This is a genomic window from Nocardioides proteolyticus (assembly GCF_051280635.3).
Lineage (GTDB): Bacteria > Actinomycetota > Actinomycetes > Propionibacteriales > Nocardioidaceae > Nocardioides.
Genome location: NZ_JBNBPO030000029.1, coordinates 45661 through 51848, shown reverse-complemented (window position 1 = coordinate 51848; position 6188 = coordinate 45661). Strand labels below are relative to the sequence as shown.

General features: G+C 73.2%; 5 protein-coding genes and 1 pseudogene. All 6 read left to right on the top strand.

Going from position 1 to position 6188, the window contains the following annotated elements; genetic code table 11:
• Positions 1–242: 242 nt before the first annotated feature.
• A pseudogene (locus tag ACPOLA_RS16290) lies at positions 243–1235 on the top strand (dihydroxy-acid dehydratase domain-containing protein); the annotation flags it as partial.
• A 9-nt stretch (positions 1236–1244) separates the two neighbouring features.
• A complete protein-coding gene (locus tag ACPOLA_RS16285) occupies positions 1245–2207 on the top strand; it encodes a pyridoxamine 5'-phosphate oxidase family protein (protein WP_435771554.1) in 963 nt (320 codons plus the stop codon).
• 98 nt (positions 2208–2305) lie between these two features.
• Positions 2306–2911, top strand: a complete 606-nt coding sequence (locus ACPOLA_RS16280; protein ID WP_435771553.1) for a GNAT family N-acetyltransferase — start codon at positions 2306–2308, stop codon at positions 2909–2911.
• Between the two features lie 51 nt (positions 2912–2962).
• Positions 2963–3379 carry a VOC family protein gene (locus ACPOLA_RS16275; RefSeq protein ID WP_435771552.1) on the top strand — a complete coding sequence of 139 codons (417 nt, stop codon included), beginning with the start codon at positions 2963–2965 and terminating at the stop codon, positions 3377–3379.
• A 78-nt stretch (positions 3380–3457) separates the two neighbouring features.
• Positions 3458–4198 (top strand): Ig-like domain-containing protein, encoded by a 741-nt coding sequence (locus tag ACPOLA_RS16270; RefSeq protein WP_435771551.1) that lies wholly within the window; start codon positions 3458–3460, stop codon positions 4196–4198.
• A gap of 217 nt (positions 4199–4415) precedes the next feature.
• A complete protein-coding gene (locus ACPOLA_RS16265; protein WP_435771550.1) occupies positions 4416–6185 on the top strand; it encodes an acetolactate synthase large subunit in 1770 nt (589 codons plus the stop codon).
• Positions 6186–6188: the final 3 nt, after the last annotated feature.

Genomic DNA, 6188 nt, shown 5'->3' with positions numbered 1-6188 from the left:
GGCCCGGGTCGCGGAGGCCTCGGCGCGGGGCCCGCCCCCCCCCCGCCCCCCCCCCCCCCCCCCCCCCCCACCCCCCCCCCCCCCCCCCCCCCCCCCCCCCCCCCCCCCCGCCCCCCCCCCCCCCCCCCCCCCCCCCCCCCGCCCCCCCCCCCCCCACCAACCCCCCCACCACGCCCCCCCCCGGCGCCCCCGCCCCCCCCCACCCCCCCCCCCCCCCCCCCCCCCCCCCGCCCCCCCCCCCCCCCCGCGACGGCTTCGCCCACCGGTCCGGCGAGGCCGTGGTCAACCTGCTGCGGCAGGGCATCACCGCACGCCAGATCATGACCCGCGAGGCCTTCGAGAACGCGATCACCGTCGTGATGGCCCTCGGCGGCTCGACCAACGCCGTGCTCCACCTGCTCGCGATCGCCCGCGAGGCCGAGGTCGACCTCACCCTCGACGACTTCAACCGGATCGGCGACAAGGTGCCGCACCTCGGCGACCTGAAGCCGTTCGGCCGCTACGTGATGAACGACGTCGACCGGATCGGCGGCATCCCGGTGGTGATGCGGGCCCTCCTCGACGCCGGCCTGATGCACGGCGACTGCCTCACCGTCACCGGCAGGACCCTGGCCGAGAACCTGGCGGAGCTCAGCCCGCCCGCCCTCGACGGCGACGTGCTCCGGCCGCTCGACCAGCCGATCCACAAGACCGGCGGCATCACCATCCTCAAGGGCTCGCTCGCTCCCGAGGGCGCCGTGGTCAAGAGCGCGGGCTTCGACGACACCGTGTTCCGCGGGACCGCACGCGTCTTCGACGGCGAGCGGGCGGCGCTCGACGCCCTGGCCCTCGGCAAGATCCAGCCGCGCGACGTCGTGGTCATCCGCTACGAGGGCCCCAAGGGCGGTCCCGGGATGCGCGAGATGCTGGCGATCACCGGCGCGATCAAGGGCGCCGGGCTGGGCAAGGACGTGCTGCTGGTGACCGACGGCCGGTTCTCCGGCGGCACCACCGGGCTCTGCGTGGGCCACATCGCCCCGGAGGCGGTCGACGCCGGTCCGATCGCGTTCGTCCGGGACGGCGATCCCATCGTGCTCGACGTGCTCAACAAGACCCTCGAGGTCGAGGTCGACGCTGCCGAGCTCGAAGCGCGCAAGGTCGGCTGGGAGCCGCTGCCGCCCCGCTACACCCGCGGCGTCCTCGGCAAGTACGCCGCGACCGTGAAGTCGGCCGCGCACGGCGCGGTCACCGGCTGACGGCCCGCGGTGAAGATCCACGAGCGGGTCGCCGGACGGCTGCGGTCGTTCGTCGACGCGCAGCGGGTCTTCTTCGTCGCGACGGCGCCCCTGGCGCCCGACGGCCACGTCAACGTCTCGCCGCGCGGCGTCCCCGGGACCTTCGGGATGCTCGACGACCGGACCTTCGCCTGGGTCGACACCACCGGCAGCGGCAGCGAGACGATCGCCCACCTGCGGGAGAACGGCCGGATCGTCGTCATGTTCTGCGCGTTCGAGGGCCCGCCCAACATCGTGCGGTTCCACGGCCGGGGCCGGGTGGTGACCATCTACGACCAGGAGTACGACGCGCTGGCGGCCCGCTTCGACGAGCTGCCCGGCGCCCGGGCCGTGGTCGTGGTCGACATCGAGCGGATCTCCGACTCCTGCGGCTACGGCGTCCCGCTGATGGACTACGTCGGCGAGCGCGACCTGCTGCAGCCCTACTTCACCCGCAAGGGCCGGGAGGGCGCCGCCGACTACCGCCGGCGCAAGAACCGCACCAGCATCGACGGGCTGCCGGCCTTCGACTTCGACCCGCTCGACGAGTGGTCGACGCTCGACGGCCTGGCCCGGATCCGCCGGCGGCTCGAGGACCAGATCGACGGCTACCGCCCACCCGTGGGCCACGGCGTCGCGCTCGACGGCGACTTCCTGCACGTCAACGCACCCGGCGGGACGCACGGCCTGCCCGCCGTCGTGCTCGCGACCGTGCTCAAGCACGACGGTTCGACCGCGACCCTCGACGTCAGCCGGCAGCAGCTGACCGAGGCCATCACCGCGCTCGCCCCGGCCGCCGCCTGCACCGAGGTCGACCACCCGAACCTCGCGGCGTGGCGGGCGGTCCGCGACCGGCTGGAGGAGCGCGGTGGCCGGGTGGTCGCCGTCTTCGTGCAGTCGGCGGACGACCCGGTCAGCTCCGCCGCCGACGAGCGACTGCGCGGCGCCTGGTGACCGACCCGCGGCGCCCGGAGGTGGGGCGCGAGGTCCCCGGCTGGGAGCCCCGGCCGGCCCCCGCGCCGGTCACCCTGGAGGGGCGGACCGTGCGGGTCATGCCGCTCACCTCCGCCTGGTTCGCCGACCTCCACGTCGCCTGCTGCGGCCCCCAGGACGACGACCTCTGGACCTACCGGCCGGTCGACCGGCCGACCTCCCTCCCCGAGCTGTGGATGCACCTGGCGGCCGTCGTGGACGCGCCCGGCACGCTGACCTTCGCCCTCGTGCCCCGGGCGGGCGAGCACGCGGGCCGGGCGGCCGGCATCGCGTCGTACACCCGGATCGAGCCGGCGCACGGCCAGGTGGAGGTCGCGGGCGTGCTGTTCGGGCGCCGGCTCCAGCGGACCGCTGCGGCCACGGAGGCGATCCACCTGCTGATGCGGCACGCCTTCGACGACCTCGGCTACCGGCGCTTCGAGTGGAAGTGCGACAGCCTCAACGAGCCCTCCCGGCGCGCCGCGGCGCGGCTCGGTTTCCGCTACGAGGGGCGCTTCCGCAACCACATGGTGGTCAAGGGACGCAACCGCGACACCGACTGGTTCTCGGTCACGGCCGAGGAGTGGCCGCGGGTGCGCGCCGCACACGAGCGGTGGCTCGACCCGGCCAACTTCGACGACGACGGCCGGCAGCGCGCCGCGCTCAGCGAGCTGACCGGACCCTGATCAGATCTGGCCGGGTACTGGCTGTCGGTGCCTGGTGCCAGCATCGTGGCCATGGACCAGCGGATCAGCTTCGTCACGCTCGCGGTGGCCGACCTCGACGCCACCCGCCGGTTCTACTGCGCCGGCCTGGGCTGGACGCCCGAGGTCGACGTCGCGGGGGAGGTGCTGATGTTCCGCGCGGGACCCCAGCTGGTGCTCTCCCTGTGGGATCGCACCCACTTCGAGGCCGAGGTCGGCCCGCTCGCGAGCGGGCCGGGGATCGCGCCGCTGACCCTCGCCCACAACGTGGCGACCCGGGCGGAGGTGGACGAGGTCCTCGCCGAGGCCGGCGCGGCCGGCGCCACGGAGGTGCAGCCCGCCGCGGAGCGCGACTGGGGCGGCTACACCGGCTACTTCGCCGACCCCGACGGCTTCCGGTGGGAGGTCGCGTTCAACCCCGGCCCGGTGGGCCGACTCGTGCTGCCCTGACGCTGCGGTTTCGCGGACGCCCGGCGCTGCCTGCGCTAGCGTGCGGCGCGGGGGGCGGCTCGACGAAAGGCTCCCGACATGCGCGCTCGGCCCTCCACCCGTCTCGCGGTGGCCCTCGTGGTGGTGCTCGCCACGGTCTCGCTCCTCCCGGCGCTCGGCCCGGTGCCCGCCTCTGCCGACGAGCAGGCCGACGAGCCGGTTCCGACGACGACGACCGTCACCGTGTCCGGTGGGCGCTACGGGGGCGAGCAGGCGACGATCACCGCCCGGGTCACCTCGCCCGCGGGCGTCCCGACCGGCACCGTGCAGTTCTCGCGGAGCCGGAACCCGATCGGTGAGGCGGTCCCCGTCGATGCCGACGGTGTCGCCACCACGGTGGTGACCGCGTGGCCGGGAACCGCCTTCTTCGAGGCGACGTTCACGGGGAGCGACGGGTTCGGCGACAGCCAGGGTTTCACCATCTCCTACACGAACCTCATCGTCGTGAAGCTCACGCCGGAGCCGTTCATGACCCGGCCCAGCCCGCTCCAGGTCCGCTACGCGCTGGTCGCCCGAGCCACCCGCTACGACGACGGCACCCCGATCTCGGGCCTTGGGCTTCAGTTCACCCATGGCAGCGCGTACGCCCCCAACCGGTTCGACCCTGAGCCGCCGGGCAGCAAGCTGGCGTGTCGGGCGATCACCGACGCGAACGGCGTCGCGCGGTGCGGACCGCTCCAGTCCCTGACCGCGCTCCAGTCCCGTGACATCTGGGTGTCGCACCAGTACATCGGGATGGGGCGGTACCAGGAGGCCTTTGCGCGTATCCCGCTCCGGTAGCCGCTTTTTGAGACCGCCGTCTCGCCATCCGGGACGACGTGGGAGACTCGTTCGACGGCACGACGTACGACGGCGTACGGTGGGTCCATGCACCAGCACCTTCTCGTACGCACCGGACGCGCCGACTGAGCCTCGGTTCGCGCGTCCGCCCCTCGTTGCTTCCGCAACAGAGGGGTTTTTGTTTGTACGGCCGGCACTTGAACGAAGGAAGAGCACAGTGAGCGAGCAGCAGGGCTCGGGCGAGACCATCACCGGAGCACAGAGCCTGGTCCGGTCGCTGGAGGCGGCCGGGGTGACCGACATCTTCGGCATCCCGGGCGGTGCGATCCTCCCGGCGTACGACCCGCTGATGGACAGCCGCATCCGCCACATCCTGGTGCGTCACGAGCAGGGCGCCGGCCACGCCGCGCAGGGCTACGCCGCCGCCTCGGGACGGGTGGGCGTGTGCATGGCCACTTCCGGCCCCGGCGCGACCAACCTCGTCACGCCTCTCGCCGACGCCCACATGGACTCGGTGCCCATGGTCGCGGTCACCGGGCAGGTGGGCTCGTCCCTGATCGGCACCGACGCCTTCCAGGAGGCCGACATCCGCGGCATCACGATGCCGATCACCAAGCACAACTTCCTGGTCACCGACCCCGCCGAGATCCCGACGAGGATCGCCGAGGCCTTCCACATCGCCTCCACCGGCCGCCCCGGCCCGGTGTTGGTCGACGTGGCGAAGTCGGCCCTCCAGTCCGAGACCACGTTCCGGTGGCCGGCCGAGCTGAACCTGCCGGGCTACCGTCCGGTCACCCGTCCGCACGCCAAGCAGATCCGCGAGGCTGCCCGGCTCGTCCTCGAGGCCCGCAAGCCGGTCCTCTACGTCGGCGGCGGGACCATCCGGTCCGGCGCCTCCCGCGAGCTGCTGACCCTCGCCGAGCTCACCGGGATCCCCGTGGTCACCACGCTGATGGCTCGGGGGGCGTTCCCCGACAGCCACCCCCAGCACCTCGGGATGCCCGGCATGCACGGCACCGTGGCCGCGGTCGCCGCGCTGCAGAAGAGTGACCTGATCATCAGCCTCGGCGCCCGCTTCGACGACCGGGTGACCGGCAACCTCGACTCCTTCGCGCCCGGCGCGAAGGTGATCCACGCCGACATCGACCCGGCCGAGATCGGCAAGAACCGGCACGCCGACGTCCCGATCGTGGGCGACATCCGCGAGGTCCTGATCGACCTGGTGACCACGCTCCGCACCGAGCGCGACGCCGGCCGGACCGGCGACTACGAGGGCTGGGTCTCGTTCTGCGCCGGGGTCAAGCAGAAGTACCCCCTCGGCTACGAGACGCCCGCCGGCGGCCGGCTCGCGCCGCAGCACGTGATCGAGCGGCTCGGCGTGCTGTCCGGGCCGGACACGATCTACACCTCCGGCGTCGGGCAGCACCAGATGTGGGCCGCCCACTTCGTGCGGTACGAGCGCCCCAACACCTGGCTGAACTCCGGCGGCCTCGGCACCATGGGCTACGCCGTGCCGGCCGCGATGGGGGCGAAGGTCGCGATGCCCGACCAGACGGTGTGGGCGGTCGACGGCGACGGCTGCTTCCAGATGACCAACCAGGAGCTCGCCACCTGCGCGATCAACAAGATCCCGATCAAGGTCGCGGTCATCAACAACGAGTCGCTCGGCATGGTCCGGCAGTGGCAGACCCTGTTCTACAACGAGCGCTACTCCAACACCGACCTGCACACCGGCCCCGAGGTCCGCATCCCCGACTTCGTCAAGCTCGCCGACGCCTACGGCTGCGTGGGCCTCTCCTGCGAGTCGCCCGACGACGTCGACGCGACGATCCAGAAGGCGATGGAGATCAACGACGTGCCCGTGGTCGTCGACTTCCGGGTCCACCGCGACGCGATGGTGTGGCCGATGGTCGCGGCCGGCACCAGCAACGACGACATCAAGTACGCGCGGGACCTCGCGCCGCAGTTCGACGAAGACGACCTCTGAGGA

What these genes read in the sequence shown, in the direction of transcription:
- ACPOLA_RS16280 (WP_435771553.1), top strand. Translation starts at nt 2,306, where the DNA reads ATGCCGCTCACCTCCGCCTGGTTCGCCGACCTCCACGTCGCCTGCTGC.
- ACPOLA_RS16275 (WP_435771552.1), top strand. Translation starts at nt 2,963, where the DNA reads ATGGACCAGCGGATCAGCTTCGTCACGCTCGCGGTGGCCGACCTCGAC.
- ACPOLA_RS16270 (WP_435771551.1), top strand. Translation starts at nt 3,458, where the DNA reads ATGCGCGCTCGGCCCTCCACCCGTCTCGCGGTGGCCCTCGTGGTGGTG.